Below are 21784 nucleotides of genomic sequence, written 5' to 3'. Positions count from 1 at the left end.
CGCGCCTGGGAAATACACAATTGTGAATACCGTCCATGCCAGCAGAAGACAGGACCGGGTTCAGCCCGCAGCGAGCGAAGGCCCCCTCACCTTTGCCGTGCTGGTGTTTCCCGACTTTCCGATGATGGCGTTCAGTTCGGTGATCGAGCCGCTGCGCGCTGCCAATGTGCTGGCCAAGCGCGAGTGCTATCGCTGGGTGATCGTCGGCGCCGACAACGGCACGGTCGAGGCGTCCAATGGGGTTGTCATACAACCGGGATTCTCAGCCTCTGGCGCGCCAAAGGTCGACCGCATCGTCGTCTGCTCGGGCGGCAATGCCGACTTGCTTGTCGCCGACGATGCGGTTGCCTGGATGCGTAGGAGTCTGCGGGGCGGCGCCCATATCGGCGCGGTGGCCGATGCCGCCTTCTTCCTCGCCAGGGCCGGCCTGCTCGACGGCCATGCCTGCACCTTGCACTGGACCAGCCAGGCCGCCTTCACCGAGGCTTTCCCGGACATCGAGTTGAGGCGCGATCTCTACGTCATCGACCGCAAGCGCTTCACCTCGGCCGGCGGCGTCGGCAGCCTCGACATGATGCTGGAGATCATCACCAACGATTATGGCGCCGAACTCGCGGCCGGCGTTGCCGAATGGTTCGTGCACAGCCCTTTGCGCTCAAGTGTGGACCGCAAGCTGATGCCACTCAGGCTGCGCACCGGGGTCCAGAACGAACTGGTGCTGTCGGCCATCGCCATCATGGAGGATGCGGTCGAGGAACGGCTCGGCATGACGGAACTGGCGGCAAGACTTGGCGTCTCCTCCGACAAGCTGGAGCGCAATTTCCGCAGCGAGCTCAGCATTTCGCCCAACGGCTACTACCGGCGCCTCAGGCTGCGGCGCGCCGCCGACCTTCTGGCGCATTCAACGCTGATGGTGCGCGACGTGGCGCTGGCTTGCGGCTTTGCTTCGATGTCGAGTTTTGCGAGGGCTTTTCGCGAAGAGCATGGGCACGCACCGAAGGCGATGCGGCGGCATTAGGAACTGTGCGCCGCTGGGCCTGCGGCATTTCGCACGACATTTGCGGGATTGCGCACAGCCTTCACGCAACGCCGAGCTATGTTCGACCTTTCAGGAGGCGCACCCATGAGCATCGTCGTATTCGATCCCGACAGCACCGAGGACGTGGATTTCAAAGACCGCATGCGCCATCCCGCTGCGGCCGATCCGGCCGGCGGCATGTGGCTGTCGGATACGGAACCGTCCTTCATCGATGCCGACGCGCTGCGTAAGGGACGGCTGGCCAAACTGCGGGCCTGGATGCGCGAGGCCGGCTATGGCGGCGTCGTGCTGTTCGACCCTTACAACCAGCGCTACGCCACCGGCTCGCGCAACATGTTCGGCTATTTCCTGCGCAACTCGACGCGCTATTTCTTTATCCCGACCGAAGGGCCGATCGTGCTGTTCGAATATCCGCAGAGCTACCATGTCTCGATGGTGCTCGACACGATCGACGAGGCGCGGCCGTCCAAGCTGGTGTGGTCTTCCGTGTCGGGCCGCGACGACGAGACGGCTGGCCCGTTCGCCGACGAGATCGCCGAACTGTTGAAGCAGCATGGCGGCGGCTCGATGAAGCTCGGGCTCGACCGCTGCAGCCATTTGCAGGCGCTGGCCCTGGAAAAGCGCGGCTGCGAAGTCAGGGATTGTCAGGGCGAAATCCTGGCGGTGCGCGCCGTCAAGACGCCTGAGGAAGTCAAATGCCTGCAGGTTTCGATGGCGGGCGCTGAAGCCGCTGTCTATGCCGTGCGCGAGGCGATCAAGCCCGGCGTTTCCGAAAACGAGCTGTTCGCCATCATGTATGGCGAGGTGATCCGCCAAGGCGGCGAGTTCATCGAGACACGATTGCTCACCTCGGGCCAGCGCACCAATCCGTGGTTCAACGAGGCCAGCGGCCGCAAGATCCGGCCGGGCGAGTTGTTGGCGCTCGATACCGACACGATCGGCTGCTACGGCTATTATTCCGATTTTTCCCGCACCTTCCGCTGCGGACCGGGCAAGCCGACCGACTATCAGAAATCGCTCTACCGCATGGCGCACGACCAGGTTCAGCACAATATTTCGATCGTGACGCCGGGCATGGCGTTTCGCGAGATCGCCGAAAGAGCGTGGAAAATCCCAGACCGTTTCGTCGACCAGCGCTATACCTCAGTGATGCACGGCGTCGGCATGCATGGCGAGACGCCGTTCATTGCCCATGCCATGGACTACGAGACCTACGGCCGCGACGGCATTATCGTGCCCGGCATGGTGGTCAGCGTGGAAAGCTATATCGGCGAGAAAGGCGGCCGCGAGGGCGTCAAGCTGGAGGACGAGATCCTGATGACCGACACCGGCACCGAATTGCTGTCGCGTTTCCCCTATGAGGATGAGTTTCTGGAGAAGCAGGTTTGATCGCGATATCGCCTATCGACGCCTGCGCAGTATCGCAAACCTTCGGGAATAGTCACGGCAACCGTGCCTTCGTCATCCTAGGGCGAAGCAAGGAGCGCAGCGACGCGGCGCAGACCCTAGGATCCATGCCGGGACTCCCGAACGCCGCAGCGGTGCGGAACATCGCTCCCCGAAACACGCTCTGCTCGCCGGATATTCTGAGCCGCTTTCGCCCTTCGATCAGGATCACGGAATGGATCCTAGGGTCTGCGCTCCGCTTCGCTACGCTACGCCCTAGGATGACGAAGCTCAGAGGGGATCTGCCAATCTCCACAGTTGTCCGAAACAAAGTGGTGCTGGCCGTAAACCCGGGCGCCTCCGCATGAAAAGCCCGATCTCCATCAAACGCGGCACTGTCGCCGCTGTCTTCATCGACCTCCAGGAGGAGCACCGGCAGGACAAGCGCTATTTGGTCGAGGGCTATGGCGAGGTGCTGGCCAACGTCCAGCGCCTGCAGGCGGCGGCGCGGCGCAACTTCGTGCCGCTCTACCACTGGGCCTATATTGTCGATACCGCCAAGGCGCGGCCGTTCCATCCGCTCGATGCCGACGGCAAGTCGGCCTTTTCCGACAAGAGCGATCCGCTGACGGAAATCTGTCATGAGGTGGCGCCGGCCAATGGCGAAGCCTTGCTGATCAAGGCGGAGGCCAGCGCCTTCCGTTCGGGGCCGGCGGCGCGTGACCTCAAATCCGGCGGGATCGAGTGGCTGATCGTCGCCGGCGTGTGGACCGAGGCCTGCATCGACGCCACGGTGAAGGACGCCGTGGCCTCAGGCTTTCGTGTGCTTCTGGTCAAGGACGCCTGCGGCAGCGGCAGTGCCGCCATGCACCAGACCGCCATCCTCAACCTTGCGAACCGGCTCTATGGCGGCGCCGTCACCAACACCATCGACGCCTGCCGGCTGATGGCGGGCGATACCGTCAGCGCATGGCAGGTCGAGGGTTCGGTGCCGCTGCGCTTCACCTTTGAAAACGCCGGCCGGCTCTACGGCGAACTCTGAAAGATGGGCACACTCCACCAGCTCAAGACAGCCGGGCGGGGAAAATACGCCACCCTGCTCGACCCGGCGCTGTGGGATTACATCGACTGCGTCAACGACTGGTTCCCACCCGAAATCGCTGAACTGCCGATCGCCGAGCAAAGGTCGGTCTATGACGCGATGTGCCGCGCCTTCCATCAGGGTTATCCCAAGGGGGTTTCGGCCAGCGACGGCATCATCGCCGCCGATGAAGGACACACCATCCCGATCCGCTACTACCGGATGGCGGGCAAGCCGGTGCGCGCCATCATCGTCTACTATCATGGCGGCGGGTTTGTGCTGGGCGGGCTCGACAGTCATGACGACATCTGCGCCGAGATCTGCGCCGGCATCGGCTTCGACGTCGTCTCCGCCGACTATCGGCTGGCGCCCGAACATCCGCATCCGGCTGCCTTCGAGGATGCGCTTGCCGCCTTCGAATGGGCGTCGCAGACGACTGACCTGCCGATCGTCCTCGTCGGCGAAAGCGCCGGCGGCAACCTTGCTGCCGCGGTCGCGCATGCGTCGCGCCGAGACCCGCGCCATGCTGTCGGCCAGGTGCTGATCTATCCCAGCCTCGGCGGCGATGAGAACGCCGGCTCCTATGTCGAGCACGCGCAAGCGCCGCTGCTGACATTGCGCGACATCGAGACCTACCGCACCATCCGCTGCGGCCCGGCGCAATCACGCGACGACCCGACATTCTCGCCGCTGAGCGACAGCGATTTCTCGGGCCTGCCACCGACGGTCATCGTCACCGCCCAGTGCGATCCGCTGTCATCGGACGGCCAGACCTATCGCGACCGCATCGTTGCCGCAGGTGGCCGTGCCTGGTGGTATGAGGAGCCGCGCCTGGTGCACAGTTTCTTGCGCACCCGCAAAACTGTTCCGCGCGCCGGCGAGGCATTTTTGTGCATCCTGGCGGCCATCGCCGCCGTTGCCGTGCTCGGCAAGAACGACGAGGAGTTGATCTCCCCCCTCGTGGGGGAGATCAAGGGCAGGCCAGAGGGGGGCGCGAAGGAACGCGGCCCTTCGACTTCTTGAATTAAAGCTGCCTGCGAAGACAGTTCCAATGGGCTGAGACGCCCGTGGGACAGCGCCCCCCTCTGTCCTGCCGGACGTTCGTCGTTCGGAAAGCCAAGCAATTGGCTTTCCATCCGCTATGCGGACCACTCCTCAACCCCCACACGGGGGGAGATCGGACACCTCCCTCGCGGAACTGCGCACAAGAATTGCGGAAAAGCGAACATTTCCCGGCGTCAGCCAGCCCTATCATCGCAGCTCAGGCAACGGCCCGCCGGCGGCCACACCCGCCCCAGCGGGGCTGTCCGTCGGGGCGCTCAACAAAAGAGGGAACGACGATGAAATTCATGCTGACCGACCGCAATTTGCACCCGCAGGCCAAACCCGTTGCCGAGGATTTCAAAAAGGGCGGGATAAACCGGCGCGAATACCTCGCCATCATGGCCGGCTTCGGCGTCAGCGCTGCCGGCGCGCTGGCGCTGGGCGGTCTCGGCCCCTCGCCCGCCCGGGCCGAGGAGCCGAAGCGCGGCGGTACCTTGCGCGTCGCCATGAACGTCAAAGGGTTCAAGGATCCGCGCACTTTCGACGGCGTCGAAATGTCCAACGTCGCGCGCCACTGCAACGAATATCTGGTGCGCTGGAACCGGGACTTCACCTTCGAGCCATGGCTGCTCGAAAGCTGGGAAACCAGCGACGATGCCAGAACGATCACGCTTCATGTACGCAAGGGCATCGCCTGGTCGAACGGCGACACCTTCAACGCCGACGATGTCATCCACAATCTGACCCGCTGGTGCGATGCCGGCGTGGCCGGCAATTCGGTCGCCGCGCGCATGGGCGCGCTGGTCAATGCCGACACCAAGAAACCGGTCGATGGCGGTATCGAGAAGGTCGACGACTTCACCGTCAAACTCAATCTGCCGAAGCCTGATATTTCGCTGATCGCGGGCATGGCCGACTACCCGGCGCTGATCATGCACCGCTCCTATGAGGGCGGCGATGACCCGATGAAGGCGCTGGCGATCACCACCGGCCCCTGCGAACTGGTCAGCTGGAATGCCGAGACAAGTGCTGAGGTCAAGCGCAAGGACAAGCCCTGGTGGAAAGGGGACTTCAACCTTGATGGCATCAAATGGGTCGACTACGGCTCCGACCCCAACGCCATGCTGTCGGCCTTCGAATCCGGCGAGATCGACACCGACCACGAAACCGCTTCGGATGCCGTGTCGCAGACCGAGCAGATGGGCTTGCAAAATTCCGAGATCGCCACCGGCTCGACCATCGTCGCCCGCTTCAACGTCGGCAACGCGCCCTATGACGAGGTCAAGGTGCGCCGCGCCGGCCAGCTTGCCGTCGACAATTCGGCCGTGCTGGCGCTTGGCCTCGGTGGCCGCGGCAAGCCCGCCGACAACCACCATGTCGGCCCGATGCATCCCGAATTTGCCGATATCGGCCCGGCCAAGCGTGACGTCGACCAGGCCAAGAAACTGCTTACCGAGGCCGGCAAGGCCGACCATGAGTTCGACCTGATCTCGGTCGACGTCGAATGGCAAAAGAGCACCGGTGACGCGATTGCAGCGCAGATGCGCGAGGCCGGCCTGAAGATCAAGCGCACGGTGTTGCCGGCGGCGACCTTCTGGAACGACTGGAGCAAATACCCCTTCTCCACCACCGAATGGCTCGGGCGCCCGCTCGGCGTCCAGGTGCTGGCGCTCGCCTACAAATCGGGTGCGGCATGGAACGAAAGCGCCTATGCCAATCCGGAGTTCGACGCGCTGCTCGACAAGGCGCTGGCAACGCCGGACGCCGCCCAGCGCAAGGAGATCATGGCCAAGATCGAGCAGAATCTGCGCGATTCCGGCATCATCATCCAGCCCTACTGGCGCTCGGTCTACCGCACCTACCGCAAGGGCGTGCAAGGCTGCGAACAGCATCAGTCGCTGGAGCAGCACTTCGAGAAGGTGTGGCTGGAAAGCTGATCCCTCCCGGGACTGTTGGGCCGGCGCGGTTCGAATGAGCCGCGCCGGCCGAATGCCATTTGCCATCGCCACGAATTTTGGCACAGATTGCGCCCGACCGACTTTCGGCACAGAGCGAATCAGGCATGGATCATTTCGACCTCGGCACCTATCGCCGCCCCATTTCCACATCCTCGGCCGAGACGCAGCGCTGGTTCGATATCGGGCTGAACTGGTGCTACGGCTTCAATCACGAGGAAGGCATAAAGTGCTTCGAGAAGGCGCTGGAGACCGACCCTGATTGCGCCTTCGTGAATTGGGGCATCGCCTATGCCGCCGGTCCTTTTTATAACCTCACCTGGAAAGAGCACGGCAAGGACGAGGCGAACCGTGCGGCCAAGCGCTGCTTCGATCATGTGCAGCTGGCGCGTGCCCATGCGGCGAAGGCCAGCGCGGTCGAGCAGCGGCTGATCGAGGCACTGGCCGCCCGCTTCCAGCAGCCTCATGGCGTTACATCAGCGGAATTCGAACAATGGGACAATGCCTATGCCGCCGCGATGCGGCAGGTCTATCGCGACTTTCCCGACGACCATGACGTGATGGCGCTGACCGTCGAGGCGCTGATGATGCGCACCGTTCGGCGGCTGTGGGATCTGAAAACCGGCAAACCGGCGCCCAATTCGGATGTGCTGGAGGCGCTGGAAATTTGCGAGCGCTCGATCCGGATGTCGGACGAAGCCGGTGCGACGCCGCATCCGGCGATCCTGCACCTGCACATCCATCTCCTGGAAATGTCGACGCAGCCGGAGCGCGGCATACGCTCGGCGAATTTGCTTGGCACCATGTGCCCCGATGCCGGCCACATGAACCACATGCCTGGGCATATCCATGTGCTGTGCGGCGACTACGAGAAGGCGAAGCTCGCCAGCGAAAAGGCGGTGCGCGCCAACGACCTCTACCTCGCCTATGCCAGCGAGACGACCTACTACCTCCTCGGCTGCTGCCACGACCTGCATCTGATGATGTTCACCTGCATGTTCCTTGGCCAGTACCAGCCGGCACTGTGGGCGGCCGACAAGGTGCGCAGCCTGGTCGCGCGGGACGTGGTCGCTATCCCCGACCGGCCGAAGTTGACGCAGACGGTGGAAGGCTATCACGCGATGCGCGCGCATGTGCAGGTGCGCTTCGGCCGCTGGCAGGAGATCATCGACGAGCCGATCGTGGCGGAGCCGGAACTCTACGTGCTGACATCAGCCATGCAGCACTATGCCAAGGGCGTCGCGCATGCCACGCTCAAGCAGTTTCCGGCGGCCGAGCGCGAGCGCGAGAATTTTCGCAGGCATGTCGGGAGCATCCCGCCGGGGCGGCGCTTCCTCAGCAATCCGACGCGCGCCTCGCTGGCCGTCGGTGCGGCCCTGCTCGATGGCGAGCTTGCCTACCACCGGGGCAGGCATGACGAGGCCTACGCGCATCTGCGACAGGCGGTCGAACTGGACGACAATCTGTCCTACACCGAGCCATGGGCCTGGATGCACCCTCCCCGCCATGCGCTGGCGGCGCTGCTGCTCGACCAGGGCCATGCAGAGGAAGCCGAGCAAGTGTATCGCGACGATCTGGGCCTGAGCGGCACAGTGCAACGCTGCGCCCAGCATCCCGACAATGTCTGGGCGCTGCACGGGTTGGTCGAATGCCTGAAGCGGCGCGACGAAAGCAAGGAGTTGGCGGGGCTTCAGGCCAAGCTCGCCGCGGCGCTGGCCAGGGCGGATGTGCCGATCACCTCATCTTGCTTGTGCCGCACGAGCATGCAGTCAGACCATTGCTACTGTCACTGAGGTGTGACTGGCTTAGTCTACCGAAGGCGGCACTACCACCTTCAGGAGAAAATCTCCGCCAGTTCGTCGACGCTGGTGCCTTCCTTGACCTGGCGCAGTTCGACATAGGTGACGGCAATCGTCACCGACAGCACCGTTGAGAAGATGGTCGATACAAGGCTGCTGCCGATCGCTGCAACAATGATTCCGATGCCGGTGATGCCACCAGTCGAGGCGAGCCCCAGATTGATGAACAAGGAGAGCGCCGTCTGGATGAGCATTGCCGCCACGCCAATGATCAGCAAAAGCCAGAATATCGACCAGCGGCTGCCCTTGGTCAGGGCTCGGCTGCGCGATATCGAGCCGAACACGCCAAGCCTTTCTTGAACCGCAATAGGGACAGAGACGGAAACGGAAAGCAGCCAGATAAGAGCCGGAATCAATGCCAGGGCGAGTCCGATCAGCCACCCGATAGGGGGAATGGCCCACGCAATGAAAACCATCACAAAGACAGCCACCACCAAGGCCAGAATAACCAGTATGCCGATGCCGAGTGTTGGGAAGAAGCTGCGCAAAGCTATCTGGATGCAGTCGCCGATTGAGGGACGCTTGCCGTTCAGATCCTCGATAGCTGCCCGCACCAGCGCCGCTTGCACCAGCAAGGCCAGCACAAAAATGACTAGGCCAGCAATCAGCGTTGTGGCCGGATAGATCTCCACGGCCAAGGTTTCGAAATCCTCGGCGGTCCCGGAGTTCACAATACCGGCAAGCCGCGACAGGTTCCAGATGTTGTACAGCAGTGCTGGAAAGGTCGAGAAAAGCCCGACCACCACGGCTAGAAAACCCAGATTGCGGGTGATGACCGCAAAGCTGTTGCTGAAGACCCGGCCTATGCGGAACTTTTCCGCTCTTTCCTGCGCCACTGACGTCACGATGCCCTCACCCGCAGCCTTGACCCGGGAGGGTCAAGGCATTGACACCCTTGCTGCTAAGAGAAGATCTCGGCCAGCTCGTCGACGCTGGTGCCTTCCTTGACCTGGCGCAGCTCGACATAGCTGACCGCGGCGGCGACCGACAGCAGCATCGACATCACGCTCTGCACCAGGCCAGCCACGATGGCCGCGACAATGCCCTGGAAGAGATAGACAAACACGCCGACCGCGCCCTGGATGACCATGGCGATGATAATCAGCACCAGGAACAGGCCGAACAGCGACCAGCGGCTGCCCTTGGTCAGGGCGCGACTGCGCGACATTGAGCCGAACACGCCGAGCCGCTCCTGGATCAGAACCGGCACGGACACCGACCAGCCGAGCCACAGGATGATGCCGGGCACGATCAACGCGATCATGGCCAGGCCCGACCCCAGGGCAACGAGGAAACCTATCCCCAAGGTCGGCAGCAGGAAGCGAATCGCGATCTGCAGACAATCGCCGATGTTTGGACGCTTGCCGTTCAGATCCTCGATGGTGGCCCGCACAAGTGCCGACTGGAGCAGCAACCCGAAAATGGCGCTTATGAAGATGGCGACAAAAGTGACCCAGGAATTGCGCAGCGCAAAGCTCGGATCGGCCGCGGCGCCAGGATCGGCCTGGAGCAGCGCCTCCATGCGCGAGTTGGTCCAGAGCTGAAGGATGATCGTGGGCAGGCCTGAAAACAGCAAAGCCAATCCGCCGGTAAGGACGATGTTGCGGCCGATGACGGAGAAGCAGTTGTTGAAGACCCTGCCGATCTGAAATTTCTCAGGCCGCGCAAATGTTGTCGAAGTCATGATGTGCCCCCTGTTTCGCCGCCGAATATTGACTAGCGATTGCAGCAGTAAATTTGCCAAGATTGAGGAGCGCCGTCTAGCCCACTTGCAAATGTTGCGCTGCATTGCCAGTGTCGGCGCGAACCAGAGGTTGCACGGGGTGAAAAGGTGACTGCTGCACAGCCTGACGCTGCGCAAGCCGAATGGCTGGCCAAACTGCACAAGCAGTTGCTGTCGGACGGAACGATCCAGTTCGACCTGCCGGCCTATGTGCAGCCCCAGCCCCCCGAGTGGCTGAAGCCGTTCGGCGAGTTCCTGAAATGGCTTGGCCCCTACATGATCTACCTGTTCTGGGGCGCCGTGATCACAGGCGCCGCGATCATCCTGCTGCTGATTTTGCTCGAGGTGAAAGGCGTTGCCTGGCGCCTGCCCTGGCGGCGCAAGAAGAGCGTGACCGAGGCTGAGGCGACGTGGCGTCCCGACACTGGTGCGGCGCAGATCCTGTTGTCGGAAGCCGATGCGCTGGCCGCCCGCGGTGAGTATGACGAGGCGGTGCATCTTCTGCTCCGCCGCAGCGTCGCCGACATTGCCGGCCGCCTGCCCGACTTCCTGCGCCCATCGCTGACCGCGCGCGACATCGCCAGCGCGGCGTCGATCCCGACACGGGCGCGCGGCGCCTTCACCCAGATCGCGCGCATCGTCGAGGCGGCGCTGTTCGCGCGCCGGCCGGTCGGCCCCGAAGGCTGGCAGGAGGCGCGCGGCGCCTATGAGCGATTCGTCTTCAGGGATGCCTGGGTGTGAGTGCCGCGACGGCCGACATCGCCCAGCAGGAACCGGTCAGCCGAAGGACGCTGTTCTGGGGCATTTTTGCCAGCTTGCTCGCGGCGGCGGGCTTCTTCCTGTTGTCCACCTATGCCCCTGACTTCCGTCAGCCCAACGTCGGGGGTGCTACGCCACTATCGAAGAGCGGCATCGGCTATGCCGGCCTGGCGGAATGGCTGAAGCTGACCGGCGAAGCGCCCGATATGGCGCGGTCCGACAGCGACCTCGAGACTGAAATGCTGCTGGTCGTCACCATTTCGCCCGACAGCGATCCGGATGCGCTCGCCAACATCATCAAGCTTCGCAAGGGCCTGGATACGCTGTTCGTGCTGCCCAAATGGGCGACCTTGCCGCTGTTCCAGCACGAGGGCTGGGAGGTGAAGATCCAGCGGCTGCCCAATGTGGTGGTCAACGACTGGCTCGGCCGCATCGCCAAGGCCAAGCTCGGCGGGGGCGAGATCACGGTCAAACAAATCGACGTCTCAGGGCAGATGGTCAACGTTCCCGACCAGTTGCAGTGGGTAGCAGACGAACACCCGCTGATTGCCGCCGGCAACGGCAAGGCGGTGCTGACCGAGGTGGAAGACGAGCAGTTCTATATCCTGACCGACCCCGACCTGATCAACAATGCCGCACTCAAGGATCCCGACAAGGCAGCGGCGGCGCTGAAGCTGATCGAGTTCCTGCAGTCCGAAGAGGGTCCGGTGACGTTCGACCTGACGCTGCACGGTTTCGGGCGAAAATACGACCTCGCCAAGCTTCTGGTCGAACCGCCATTCCTGGCGCTGACGCTGACCATTCTGGCGGCGGCGGCACTGGCGTTCCTGCATGGCCTTGGCCGGTTCGGTCCGCCGCGGGCCGACCAGCGCGCCATCGCCTTCGGCAAGCGCGCGCTGGTCGACACCACGGCAATGCTGTTGCGCCGCGCCGGCCGGCTGGAGGAACTGGGCGACCGCTATGGCGCGTTGGCGCGGGTGCGCGCCGGCGCGCTGCTGGGCGCGCCGCATGGTTTGCAGGGCGAAGCGCTCGACCGATGGCTTGATTCCCGTGATAAGGACGAACCCGGCGGTTTCACGACCCGCCTGCAAGCCGCCGACGCGGCAAAGACCCTGACACAAATGCATGAGGCAGCCGAAAAGCTGCATGACTGGACGGCAAGGAGGCTCGGTGAACGTCGATGATGTAAAGGCCCTGGCGACACAGATCAGGGAAGAGGTGGCCAAGGCCATCACCGGGCAACACGATACGGTCGATCTGATGCTCACGGCATTGTTCGCCGGCGGGCATATATTGCTCGAAGGGCCACCGGGCACGGCCAAGACGATGACGGCGCGCTGCTTTGCCCAAGCGCTGGGCGTCGCCTATGGCCGCATCCAGTTCACGCCAGACCTGATGCCGGGCGACATCGTCGGCTCCAACATCTACAATTTCCAGACCGGGCAATTCACGCTGACGCACGGTCCAATCTTCTGCGATCTTCTGTTGGCCGACGAAATCAACCGCACGCCGCCCAAGACCCAGGCCGCCCTTCTGGAGGCGATGCAGGAGCATGCCGTCACCTTCGACGGCACCACCCATTCGCTCGGCCAGAATTTCATGGTGGTGGCGACGCAGAACCCGATCGAACACCAGGGCGTCTATCCCCTGCCCGAGGCCCAGCTCGACCGCTTCCTGTTCAAGCACCGGGTGAGCTATCCCGGCCCCGAAGAGGAAAAGGCGATCATCATCCATCACGGCGGCGGCACCGCCTCACACGATATCAAGCGATACGGCATCACCGCCCAGGCCGACCGCAAGACGCTGGAAAAGGCGCTGGCGACGGTCGGCGAGGTCACGCTTGTCGACGATGTCGTCGACTATATCGCCCGGCTGGTGCGGGCGACGCGCGCCAGCCCCGATCTGGAGGTTGGCGCCAGCCCGCGCGCGGGCGCCATGCTGGCGAGAGCCGCACGCGCCCGGGCAACGCTCGACGGCCGTGCCTATGTCATCCCCGACGACGTCAAGGCGCTCGCGGTGCCGGCGCTGCGCCATCGCGTGATCCTTTCTCCGGCGGCGCAGATCGACGGCCGCCTGGTCGAGCAGATCGTCACCGACCTTGTCGACCAGACGGAAGCGCCACGTTGATCTATCCGAGCGGCCGGGCAGTCTGGGCAGGTGCGGCAGGTGCAATACCGGCCTTCCTGATCGCGCTCGCGCTGCCGTCGCTGTGGTATCTTGGCCTGCTGTGGATCTGCGTGCTGCTTGCTTTCCTGGCTGTGGACGCCGCCGCCGGGCGCGGACGAGCCTCCCTGGACGCCACCATCCATGCGCCGCCGCAGGTCAGCGTCGGCGGCCAGTTCACCGTCAATGTCACCGCCAGGCTCAGCGGACGTCCGCGCGCCGTGCAGGCGCGTCTCGGCCATGATGAGCGGCTGGCGCCGCTGGGCGGCACCGGCGGCGCATTGGCCGCTGAGGCCGGCAGCGCTTCGCTCGACGTCAAATTCCAGGCGCTGCGGCGCGGCATGGCCAGGTTCGACCGCCTGTGGGTGCGCTGGCGCGGGCCGTTCGGGCTGGTCTGGAATCAGGTCGTGCTGCCGATGGACAGCAAGGTCGCGGTGCTGCCTGACATCCGCAGCGCCCGCGACGAGGCGATCACGCTTCTGCAGCGCCAGTCGCTGCCAGACGGCCATGCGCAACGCCGCGCCGGCCAGGGCCGCGAATTCGAGGCGCTGAAAGACTACCAGCCCGGCATGGGCCGGCGCATGATCGACTGGAAGCGCAGCGCCCGCCACGGCCGGCTTCTGGCGCGCGAGTTCCGCATCGAGGAGAACAACAACATTGTGCTCGCCATCGATAGCGGCCGGCTGATGTGCGAGCCCGTCGACGGCGTGCCGAAGGTCGACCGCGCCGTCACCGCCGCCTTGCTGACGGCGTTCATTGCGCTGAAGGGCGGCGACATGATCAGCCTGTTCGGTTTCGATGCGCGGCCGCGCGTTTCCAGCGGTGCCGTGCGCGGCTCGGCCAGCTTCGCCATGATCCAGAAGCGCGCGGCCGAGATCGACTATTCCACCGAAGAGACCAATTTCACTTTGGCGCTGACCACGCTTGCAGCGCGGCTCGACCGGCGTTCACTGGTGATCATCTTCACCGATTTCGTCGATCCGATCAGTGCCGAACTGATGCTGCGCACCGTCGGCCGGCTCACCGAACGGCATCTGGTGCTGTTCATGATGATGAAAGATGTCGAGCTGGAGACACTGGCCGACATGCCGCCGGACACACCAGAGGATGTAGCGCGCTCGGTCGTCGCCGGCGGGCTGCTGCGCGAAAGGCAGGTCGTCATCGGAAGACTGCGGTTGCTCGGCGCGCATGTCATCGAGGCCGACCATCAAAGGCTGGGGCCGGCGCTGGTCGAGCGCTATCTCGAGCTCAAACAGGAGGATCTGTTGTGAACGCGCTGGCCGGCAAGGATGCCGTGCGCCAGTCGCTGGCGAGCTTCCGTTCGGAACGCGAGGCCGACTGGAAGGCGTTCGAGGCGCTGCTTGCTCGTGTCGAGAAACGCGCGCCGCGCACGCTGTCGGAAGACGAATTGCTGTCGCTGCCGCTGCTCTACCGCTCGGCGCTGTCGTCGCTTTCGGTGGCGCGTGCAACCTCGCTCGACAATGCGCTGGTCGGCTATCTCGAAGCGCTCTGTCTGCGCGGCTATTTCTATCTCTATGGCGCACGCCGCAGCTTGCGGCAGCGCATCGGCGATTTCTTCCTGCATGACTGGCCGCACGCCATTCGCGATTTGTGGCGCGAAACCTTGCTGTCGGTCGTCCTGACCTTTGTCGGTTTCGGCGCCGGCTACTGGCTGGTGACGAAAGACAAGGGCTGGTACGACGCCATCATTCCGCCGAGTCTCGCCGGCGGGCGCAACCCGGACGCATCGGCCGAGGTGCTGCGCCAGGTGCTTTATGATGGCGCCGACAGCAATTTCCTGTCGGGTTTCGCTGCCTATCTGTTCACGCACAATGTCCAGGTGGCGATCCTGGCCTTCGCGCTCGGCTTTGCCTTCGCGGTGCCGAGCGTGCTGCTGATCCTGATGAATGGCTGCCTGCTCGGCGCGATGTTCCAGATCTACGTCGCCAAGGGGCTCGGGCTGGAGCTCGGCGGATGGCTGTCCATCCACGGCACCACCGAAATGTTCGCGATCGCGCTTGCCGGTGCAGCCGGCATGCGCATCGGCACGCGCATCGCCTTCCCCGGCGAACTGACCCGGATGACGGCCGCAGCCGATGCCGGGCGGGTGGCCGCCACCACCATGGTCGGGGTGACGATCATGCTTTTGTGTGCCGGCCTGCTAGAAGGCATCGGCAGGCAAGTGATCACCAGCGACGTGACGCGATATGCCATTGGCGGCTTCATGCTGACGCTATGGATTTGCTATTTCTATCTGTTTAGGGTGGTGCGGCATGGCGACCGCTAGGCGCGCTGCCGTGTCGACGATACGGCCGCTGATCACGCCGGAAGGTGTCGATCTCCGGATCAAGCTCGCCGATGCCGGCACACGCGCCGCCGCCTTCCTGCTCGACTTTGTCATCATCATCGTCACCGCAATCGTGATCACGATCGTTGCACTGTTCGGGCTGGCCGGCCTCCAAGGCGAAGGAGCGCAGCCGCTGTTCATCGTCTGGATCATCCTGATCTTCTTCCTGCGCAACGCCTATTTCATCGTCTTCGAGGCCGGCCGCCGCGCTGCCACGCCCGGCAAGCGGATGCTCGGCATCCGGGTGGCGTCGCGCAGCGGCGCCGGCCTTTCGGTCGACCAGGTCATCGCTCGCAATCTGATGCGCGAGATCGAGATATTCCTGCCGCTGTCGATCATCCTCGGCCGCAGCGAGATGGGGCTGGCCGACACGCTGTCGACGATCTTCGGACTGGTCTGGGCGCTGCTGTTTGCGCTCTTCCCGCTGTTCAACCGCGACCGCATGCGGATCGGCGACCTGCTGGCCGGAACCTGGGTGGTCGAAGCGCCGAAACTGGCGCTGGTCGAGGACCTGTCGCAACGCCAGAACGCACGCGCCTTCCGCTTCACCCAGGCGCAGCTCGATGCCTATGGCATCGCCGAACTGCACAAGCTGGAAGAGGTGCTGCGCCGCGACGACTATTTCGCGCTGAAAGCCGTGGCCGAGACGATCGGGCGCAAGATCGGCATGACCATCGAGCCGGTAGATTCCAGGGCCTTCCTCACCGCCTATTATGGCGAGCTGCGGGCTCAGCTCGAACGCAAGCTTCTGCTGGGAACGCGCAAGGCGGACAAGTATCAGCGGTAGCTGCAATCGAGGGAACGCCGGCGCTGCCCCTCATTGCCCTGCCGGGCATTTCTCCCCGTATAGTGACGGGGAGAAAGAAGCTGTCGTCGATGATTTCGCGAACCACCGACGTTACAGAATAGGCGCGGCATTGCGGCTAGCCCTCTTCTCCCCGTCACTATACGGGGAGAAGGTGCCGGCAGGCGGATGAGGGGCAGCGCCGGCCGATGAAGCTACCCCACCCACTTCTCATAGTCGGACACCAGTAGATGCACCGGCGCGACGTCCTCGTCGATGTTGGAGAAGCGGCCGATCGGCTCGCGGAAGACGTTGTCGGTCAAATCGTCGTTGACGGTCGAGACTTCGCCGATCAGCACGTCCTTGCCCTCGGCCCAGAAGGCATGCCAGACGCCGGGCATCAGCGTGACGCTCTGGCCGGGGTCGAGCTTCAGGAGGCCGCCCGCCGGCAGCCTGTGGATGGTGCCGTCGACCGGCACGGACACTTCGGCCTTCGGGTCGATGCCGCCGTCGCGATCGTGCATGAACAGTTCCAGCACCAGCTTGCCGCCGCCGCGGTTGATGATGTCCTCGGCCTTGATGTTGTGGCGGTGCATCGGCGACAGCTGGTCCTTGCGCGAGATCATGATCTTCTCGGCATAGAGCATGCCCATGCCCTTCTTCATGTCGGCATACACGCCGTTGCGCACGGTGAACAGGAACAGGCCGAGCTCGTCGAATTTCTCCTGGCCGTAATCGGTGATGTCCCAGCCAAGCCGCGAGGTGAAAATAGCCGCGGAGTCGGCCTTGCGCGCCTTCATCTCCTCCGGCGACCAGTAGGCGAAGGGCGGCATGATGTAGCCGAACGAGCGGATGAAGGCGTCGGCTTCGCGGATGATGTCGTTGACGGTTGAGCGTTTCATGGTCGTGATCCCTTGGCGTCGCGTTCCTGCCTAAAGCGCATAGCCGAACGGCTTTGCGGTGTCGACGCAAACTGCATGCTGGCCTCATGACATCCGGGCCGATCGGGGCCATAAGTCCAGCCAAATTTCCCAAGGTGACATTCATGCAAGGCATAGACGACCTCGATACGCCGGCGATCCTGATCGATGCGACCCGCGCCGAAGCCAACATCATCAAGGCGCAGGCGCATGCCGATCGCCACGGACTGAAGCTCAGGCCGCACATCAAGACGCACAAGCTGCCCTACTGGGCGAAGAAGCAGGTAGCGGCGGGGGCCATCGGCATCACGTGCCAGAAGATCGGCGAAGCCGAAGTGATGGCCGATGCTGGGCTCTCCGACATTTTTCTGCCCTACAACATTTTGGGCCGCGCCAAGCTGGGGCGCCTCAAGGCGCTGCATGGCCGTGTGACGCTGTCAGTGACGGCCGACAGCCGCGAAACGCTGGAGGGGCTCGCAGCCACCTTCACCGATGCTGGCCATCCCCTGCCCGTGCTGGTCGAATGCGACACAGGCATGGGCCGCTGCGGCGTACAGAGCGCCGCCGAGGCCTTGGCGCTGGCGAAAGTGATCGACCAGGCCGAGGGGCTCACCTTCGGCGGACTGATGACCTATCCGGCGGCCGGCCGCGCCGCTGAGGCCGAGGCATGGCTGGCCGGCGCCAAACAGGCGCTTGCGGCGTCGGGTCTTGCCTGTGAGCGCATCTCCAGCGGCGGCACGCCTGATATGTGGCGTTCGGGCGAGGACAGCGTCGTTACCGAATACCGCCCCGGCACCTACATCTATCTCGACCGCTATCAGGTCGCCAAAGGCGTCGGCACGCTCGACGATTGCGCGCTGACAGTGCTCGCCACGGTGGTGAGCCACCCAACGCCGACCCGCGCCATCCTCGACAGCGGCAGCAAGGCGCTGTCCTCCGATACGCTGGGCCTGCCCGAATTCGGTGAGCTGCTCGGCATGCCCGGCGCTCGCGTCACGGGCCTGAGCGAAGAGCACGGCACGGTCACGCTTGGCGAAGGCGCCAGGCTTCGCATCGGCGAGCGCGTGCGGGTGGTGCCCGACCATTGCTGCGTGGTGACCAACCTGTTCGACCAGGTGCATCTGATCGATGGTGACAAGGTGCTGGAAACGCTGCCGGTGACGGCGCGGGGACGGATGGGGTGAGCATGATGTCGGTCCGGCCTAAGGGCCGCTGACCTCAGGGGCGAAAACCGGACCGAGTGCGGTCTTCAGCGGATCGAGAGCGTCGCCATACAGTTTCCAGCGCTCGACCGAGGACGAATAGATCGGCTGGCGCACCTGCCAGCGGCTCGGCGTTCGCACCGTGCGCTCGGTCTCGTTGAAACGCAGGCACGCATCGTCCCATTCAACGCCGAGGAATCCGATCAATCCACGCGCACGGTTTTCGAAATCGGCCACCGTTTCTTCGTAGGGCATGTCGTGGATATCGAGCGGGATGACCTTGGCCCAATGGCGCATCAACCGGTCATACTGCCGGTAATACTGTCCAAGCGTGGTCAGATCGGCGTTGTAGCCGTGGGCTTCGGAAAAATTGTGCATGAAACAGGACGTGCAATTGTCCATCGGGTCACGCCGGCAATGGATGATGTGGGCATTCGGCAAGATCAGGCTGATGAAGGCCAGCAGTTCGAAATTATGCGGCATCTTGTCGACGACAAGCCGCGCCCTGCTGTTGCGTTTGTTGAGAACGTCGAGATATTTCGAACCAAGTTGCTTCGCTCTGGCAGGAGTGAGCGCCGCCATGGCCTTGGTGAAGACGGCCGGATCGAGCTTGTCGAAACCAATTTCGCCGGCCAGTGCGCGAATGGTTGGCAACTCGCCGGCGCCGTAGATATCGCGATGGCTGGCGCATATCTGCTCGGTCAGCGTTGTTCCCGACCGTGGCATGCCGACGATGAAGACCGGGCGCCTGGATGGATTTCCCAAATCGCGTCGCGCCTCGAAGAAGCCGGCGTCGAAAGTGTCGATGAAGCTGTCGTAAAGCTGGGTGTGCCGTTCGATATCGAAATCATTGCCGGAAATCGCCTTCGCCTCAGAAAAATGGCGGATGGCCGGGCGATACTCGCGCTGGTCGTTGAGCATCTTGCCGGCGGCGTGATGCAAAACCACCCGCTCGCGGTCGGTGGTCATCGGCAATTCCAGGCGAGCCCGTATTAAAGGCAGCGTCGGGTCGTCCTTGGCCGCCCGGCGCGCCAGCGCCATTCCGGCCAGCGCCTCGACATGGCCCGGGTCGATGGCAAGTGCGCGGCCAAAACATTCGACCGCCTCGGCCTGCCGGCCGATGTCGGTGAGCAGATCGCCCATGCCGGCAAGTGCTGTCACCGACTGGCCGTCGATGGCCAGCGCCCGGCGATAGAACCCTTCGGCAATGTCGCCCTCGAGCTGGCTGCGGTAGGATCGGCCGAGATTGCACAGCGCTTCGATGAGCCCTCCATCGAGCTCGATCGCCTTTCTCAGATGTCTGCGCGCCTTGTCGATGTTATCGGTGACATTGTAGGCGTTGCCGAGATTGTTGCGGAAGACGGCGTTGTCCGGTTCGAGCTTGACCGCTTTTTCCATATAGGCAATGGCGGCGTCATGATGCCCGGCCTCGATGGCCAGCGTGCCCATCAGGTTCAGCGCCATGGCATTTTTGGGCTGCGTGCGAAGCACCGTCTGGTAGCAGAACTCGGCCTCGCGAAAACGCTTGCGCCGTTGCAGGTCGATGCCGCGCTGCAATGTCTTTTCCGCCGGTTCACCGGCGGTCGGCAGCGAAGCTGGCAACATTGCCGGCAGATCCAGGGGCTGCCGACGTGGCAAGAGCGGCATCCGTCAAATCCCGGTCGCGGCCTGCGACAGCCCGATCAAATCAGAACTTGTAGGTAACGCCAAGCTGCACATTGTGGGAATACAATTTGGCGTCCCTGAACGGATTGAGGCCGCTCTCGTTGTTGTCAAAATCGACACTGGTGACGGCCTTGAACCGGTAACCGAAATCGAGGTCGATATTCTGTGTCACCGCGTAAGTCACGCCGGCGCCCAGCTGGCCGGCGAAACCCCAGTCGCCAGAACCATAGCCAAAATCACCATCAAAGGACGTGTCGGCGGTAACGTAGGCGGCGCCGATACCACCACCGACATAGAGCTTGGCTTCGCCAAAATGCGCGACATCGGCCCAGACATTGGCGAGAAGATAAGTAGCCGACACATTGCCGGAAGCAGGGCCGGACCCGGAGTCGCCGGGGCCACTGTAGCTCCAGCCACCTACCTTGTAGCGTGCGTAGGAGAGTTCGCCCTCGACACGGAACGTGTCGTTGATCCTCCGACCGACAGCGCCGCCGATCACGAACCCGGTCTTGGCATCGACCGAAATATCATAGGCCGACCACTGGCTTTTCACATGGTTGGGGAAACTGGCGCCGCCAAACAGCGTGACGTACCAGAGATCCTCTGCCCTCGGAACGTCGACGGTCGGATCGGCGGCATAGGCCGAACTCCAGCCAAGCGCCAAAGCAATTGTCGACACACCAGCCAGCAGACGCATTTTCATCGTCAAATCCCCCTCGCAACAATCATTGACGGATACCAAGCGTGTCTGTGGGGCGAGATGTCAACACAGCAAGCAAGGGTTGCAGGAGCAAGCAAGGTCAAGGGCGATCTTTAATCTTTTCTGTTGCCGCACCGCAACATAACCGTCTCTGCCTCACCGATAATGATGCTGGCGACAGGACGCATGGCTGTTGCTTCGGTTGCAATTCGGATGGCGCGCAAGATCAGGGCATCGCCGAATCGCGCTAGTTAGCCTGCCGTGCCGCGACCCGGCGCATGGCAGTTACCCGGCGGCGAAAGATCTCCGTGCGCATCGCCATCAGATGCAGCGCGAAGAACAGTACGGTGAAGCCGAGCGCCATCACGAACAGCGGTCTCAGCATCGAACCGTCGATGGTCGAGCCGCCCATGCGGAACACCGAGGCCGGCTGGTGCAGCGTGTTCCACCAGTCGACCGAGAATTTGATGATTGGGATGTTGATGAAGCCGACCAGCGTGATGATGGCGGCAGCCCAGGCGGCGCGGCCGGCGTCATCCAGCGCGCGCGTCAGCGCGATGATGCCGAGATACATCAGGAAGAGGACGAACACAGACGTCAAGCGCGCGTCCCACACCCACCAGGTGCCCCACATCGGCTTGCCCCAGATGGAGCCGGTGATGAGCGCAAGCGCGGTGAAGGTGGCGCCGATCGGGGCGGCCGATTTCAGCGCAACGTCGGCCAGCGGATGGCGCCAGACCAGCGTGCCGAGCGCGGCGACCGCCATCACCGTGTAGCACATCATGGCGAGCCAGGCGAAAGGCACGTGGATGTACATGATGCGCACGGTGATGCCCTGCTGGAAATCCTCAGGCGCGGCAAAGCTCATATAGAGGCCAACGGCGAGCAGGATCGCGGCGATCGACGCCAGCCACGGCACCAACCTGTCGGCCAGCCCGACAAAGCGCGTCGGGTTGGCAAGGTCGGTCCATGCGGCGAGGCGTGAGGAGGTGTCGCTCATGCCGATCTAAATAGACCGGCGTTGGCTTCGGAGCAATCGAGTGGGTTGTCGCATGTCTTACCCTCCCCTTGTGGGGAGGGTCGCTGCGAAGCAGCGGGGTGGGGCAGCGCCAAGCCCCCACCCGGACCCTGCGGGTCCGACCTCCCCACAAGGGGGA

At 63.5% G+C, this 21784-nt stretch carries 19 protein-coding genes; 13 read left to right on the top strand and 6 right to left on the bottom strand.

The features are described from left to right. The first annotated feature begins 121 nt into the window (after nucleotides 1-121). From FJV77_RS27570 to FJV77_RS27545, 6 genes are all read left to right on the top strand, one after another. Nucleotides 122-1018: a GlxA family transcriptional regulator gene (locus FJV77_RS27570; protein ID WP_246691403.1), complete on the top strand. Its 897-nt coding sequence runs from the start codon at nucleotides 122-124 to the stop codon at nucleotides 1016-1018. A gap of 105 nt (nucleotides 1019-1123) precedes the next feature. Then, nucleotides 1124-2428 carry a Xaa-Pro peptidase family protein gene (locus tag FJV77_RS27565; RefSeq protein WP_142869670.1) on the top strand — a complete coding sequence of 435 codons (1305 nt, stop codon included), beginning with the start codon at nucleotides 1124-1126 and terminating at the stop codon, nucleotides 2426-2428. A gap of 361 nt (nucleotides 2429-2789) precedes the next feature. Beyond that, the gene (locus FJV77_RS27560) at nucleotides 2790-3467 is read left to right on the top strand and encodes an isochorismatase family protein (RefSeq protein WP_142869669.1); all 678 of its coding nucleotides are present in this window, start codon (nucleotides 2790-2792) and stop codon (nucleotides 3465-3467) included. 3 nt (nucleotides 3468-3470) lie between these two features. Continuing rightward, nucleotides 3471-4529 (top strand): alpha/beta hydrolase, encoded by a 1059-nt coding sequence (locus FJV77_RS27555; protein WP_142869668.1) that lies wholly within the window; start codon nucleotides 3471-3473, stop codon nucleotides 4527-4529. Nucleotides 4530-4846: 317 nt separating this feature from the next. Continuing rightward, nucleotides 4847-6487, top strand: coding sequence for an ABC transporter substrate-binding protein (locus FJV77_RS27550; RefSeq protein WP_142869667.1), 1641 nt, complete (start codon nucleotides 4847-4849; stop codon nucleotides 6485-6487). A gap of 125 nt (nucleotides 6488-6612) precedes the next feature. Continuing rightward, a complete protein-coding gene (locus tag FJV77_RS27545; protein ID WP_142869666.1) occupies nucleotides 6613-8298 on the top strand; it encodes a tetratricopeptide repeat protein in 1686 nt (561 codons plus the stop codon). A 41-nt stretch (nucleotides 8299-8339) separates the two neighbouring features. On the opposite strand, the gene FJV77_RS27540 is transcribed toward FJV77_RS27545, so the two are convergent. Further along, complete coding sequence (locus tag FJV77_RS27540) at nucleotides 8340-9209, bottom strand: hypothetical protein (RefSeq protein WP_142869665.1); 870 nt, start codon at nucleotides 9207-9209, stop codon at nucleotides 8340-8342. A 56-nt stretch (nucleotides 9210-9265) separates the two neighbouring features. Continuing rightward, the gene (locus FJV77_RS27535; protein ID WP_142869664.1) at nucleotides 9266-10048 is read right to left on the bottom strand and encodes a hypothetical protein; all 783 of its coding nucleotides are present in this window, start codon (nucleotides 10046-10048) and stop codon (nucleotides 9266-9268) included. A gap of 147 nt (nucleotides 10049-10195) precedes the next feature. On the opposite strand from FJV77_RS27535, the gene FJV77_RS27530 reads away from it, so the two are divergent. Genes FJV77_RS27530 through FJV77_RS27505 form a run of 6 tightly spaced genes read left to right on the top strand, consistent with a single transcriptional unit; the run spans nucleotide 10196 to nucleotide 16143 of the window. Next, nucleotides 10196-10828 (top strand): DUF4129 domain-containing protein, encoded by a 633-nt coding sequence (locus tag FJV77_RS27530; RefSeq protein ID WP_142869663.1) that lies wholly within the window; start codon nucleotides 10196-10198, stop codon nucleotides 10826-10828. Further along, entirely contained in the window at nucleotides 10825-12030 is a 1206-nt protein-coding gene (locus FJV77_RS27525) for a DUF4350 domain-containing protein (RefSeq protein ID WP_142869662.1), read from the top strand. The genes FJV77_RS27530 and FJV77_RS27525 overlap by 4 nt, the downstream gene beginning before the upstream one ends. Next, a complete protein-coding gene (locus FJV77_RS27520) occupies nucleotides 12017-12973 on the top strand; it encodes a MoxR family ATPase (protein WP_142869661.1) in 957 nt (318 codons plus the stop codon). Before FJV77_RS27525 ends, FJV77_RS27520 begins: the two co-directional genes overlap by 14 nt. Then, on the top strand, nucleotides 12970-14280 hold the full coding sequence (locus FJV77_RS27515) for a DUF58 domain-containing protein (RefSeq protein ID WP_142869660.1): 1311 nt from the start codon (nucleotides 12970-12972) through the stop codon (nucleotides 14278-14280). Before FJV77_RS27520 ends, FJV77_RS27515 begins: the two co-directional genes overlap by 4 nt. Further along, nucleotides 14277-15296 carry a stage II sporulation protein M gene (locus tag FJV77_RS27510; protein WP_142869659.1) on the top strand — a complete coding sequence of 340 codons (1020 nt, stop codon included), beginning with the start codon at nucleotides 14277-14279 and terminating at the stop codon, nucleotides 15294-15296. The genes FJV77_RS27515 and FJV77_RS27510 overlap by 4 nt, the downstream gene beginning before the upstream one ends. Beyond that, nucleotides 15283-16143, top strand: a complete 861-nt coding sequence (locus FJV77_RS27505; protein ID WP_142869658.1) for an RDD family protein — start codon at nucleotides 15283-15285, stop codon at nucleotides 16141-16143. Before FJV77_RS27510 ends, FJV77_RS27505 begins: the two co-directional genes overlap by 14 nt. Nucleotides 16144-16355: 212 nt before the next feature. Here FJV77_RS27505 and FJV77_RS27495 read toward each other — a convergent pair whose 3' ends face one another. After that, nucleotides 16356-17042: a D-lyxose/D-mannose family sugar isomerase gene (locus tag FJV77_RS27495; RefSeq protein WP_142869657.1), complete on the bottom strand. Its 687-nt coding sequence runs from the start codon at nucleotides 17040-17042 to the stop codon at nucleotides 16356-16358. A 143-nt stretch (nucleotides 17043-17185) separates the two neighbouring features. Here FJV77_RS27495 and FJV77_RS27490 point away from each other — a divergent pair, with 143 nt between their 5' ends. Continuing rightward, nucleotides 17186-18244 carry a D-TA family PLP-dependent enzyme gene (locus tag FJV77_RS27490; RefSeq protein ID WP_142869656.1) on the top strand — a complete coding sequence of 353 codons (1059 nt, stop codon included), beginning with the start codon at nucleotides 17186-17188 and terminating at the stop codon, nucleotides 18242-18244. Nucleotides 18245-18262: 18 nt separating this feature from the next. Here FJV77_RS27490 and FJV77_RS27485 read toward each other — a convergent pair whose 3' ends face one another. The 3 genes from FJV77_RS27485 to FJV77_RS27475 all read right to left on the bottom strand — a co-directional run bounded on the left by FJV77_RS27485 (nucleotide 18263) and on the right by FJV77_RS27475 (nucleotide 21627). Beyond that, nucleotides 18263-19867 (bottom strand): sulfotransferase, encoded by a 1605-nt coding sequence (locus FJV77_RS27485; RefSeq protein WP_246691401.1) that lies wholly within the window; start codon nucleotides 19865-19867, stop codon nucleotides 18263-18265. An 82-nt stretch (nucleotides 19868-19949) separates the two neighbouring features. Then, entirely contained in the window at nucleotides 19950-20630 is a 681-nt protein-coding gene (locus FJV77_RS27480) for an outer membrane beta-barrel protein (RefSeq protein ID WP_142869654.1), read from the bottom strand. Between the two features lie 244 nt (nucleotides 20631-20874). After that, nucleotides 20875-21627, bottom strand: coding sequence for a heme ABC transporter permease (locus tag FJV77_RS27475; RefSeq protein ID WP_142869653.1), 753 nt, complete (start codon nucleotides 21625-21627; stop codon nucleotides 20875-20877). Between the last annotated feature and the right edge of the window lie 157 nt (nucleotides 21628-21784).

The organism is Mesorhizobium sp. WSM4306 (genome assembly GCF_007003975.1).
Classification (GTDB): Bacteria; Pseudomonadota; Alphaproteobacteria; order Rhizobiales; family Rhizobiaceae; genus Mesorhizobium.
Note: the sequence above shows the minus strand (reverse complement) of the source record. Positions and strands in the feature narration are given on the sequence as shown.